General features: G+C 64.1%; 1 protein-coding gene. It reads right to left on the minus strand.

Features of this window, described 5'->3' with window-relative positions:
- Positions 1-1,050, minus strand: a 1,050-nt coding sequence (locus AB4037_RS34575) for a TolC family outer membrane protein (protein ID WP_441774674.1), incomplete at its 5' end; no start/stop codon positions are given.

Below are 1,050 nucleotides of genomic sequence, written 5' to 3' on the forward strand. Positions count from 1 at the left end.
TTAGCGCCCATCCGGAATATCGGTGCCGATCCACTTGTCACGCACCTGATCGTAATGCGTGGTGGGGTTGTAACGAGCAACCTTGAGGCCGAGCGCCGTGGCGTTGAGCTTTCCGACGGTCGACAGCACGGTATAGGCAGCCACGATCTGGTCGCGCTGGGCCTGGATCAGGCTGGCCCGCGCCTGCAAGAGCAATTGTTGCTGCTGCAGGACGTCGAAGGTGGTGCGCTGACCGACCTTGGCTTCCTCGCGCACGCCGGCGAGCGCAACGCCCTGGGCGTTGACGGCTGCCTGGAAGGCCTGGATCTCGCCGCGGGCACCGTCCAGGGAGCCCCAGGCCTGGATGACGTTGGAGCGCACGAGCTCGCGRTTGACGTCAACCTGGATGCGCGCCTGCCCGAGCARTTCCTTGGCCTGGCGGATCTTGGAATAATCGCCGCCTCCCGAATAGATCGGCACGGAGAGGAAGGCACCGATCGAGGCCGAGGTGCCCATCTTCGCGCCGGATGGTTCGTAATTGTGCGAGAACGAACCCTGGGCATTCAGRGTGGGATAGAGCGCGCCCTCGGCGACCTTCACCTGCATAGCGGCCTGGTCGACCGCGTGAAGCGCGGCCGTGATACCGGGATGGTTGGAAAGTCCGGCCTGGATCGCGGCGTTCTGGTTCCTCGGCAGCAGGCGCGGCACCTTGACCGGCTGCAACTTCTTGGGCTGGGAGCCGATGATCTGCCGGTAGATGGCGACCGACGATTTGAGCTGCGCATCGGCGGCTATCCGCTGGGACTGAGCATTCGCAAGGCCGGAATTGGCCTGCTCGACGTCRGTGCGCGTCACTTCGCCGACATTGAAGCGGTCCTTGGTCTGCTTGAGCTGCTCCTCGAGCACCTCGACATTGTTCTTCTGCAGATTGAGSAGTGCCGCGTCGCGCAGCACGTTCATATAGGCCGTCACTCCGTTAAGGAGCACCGCTTGCTCGGTGTCGCGCAGCGTCTCGCGCTGGCCGAGCACGCCCGACTCGGCAGCGCGCACCGAATTGGCGGTTTGAAAGCC

The organism is Labrys sp. KB_33_2 (assembly GCF_052114505.1).
Lineage (GTDB): Bacteria > Pseudomonadota > Alphaproteobacteria > Rhizobiales > Labraceae > Labrys.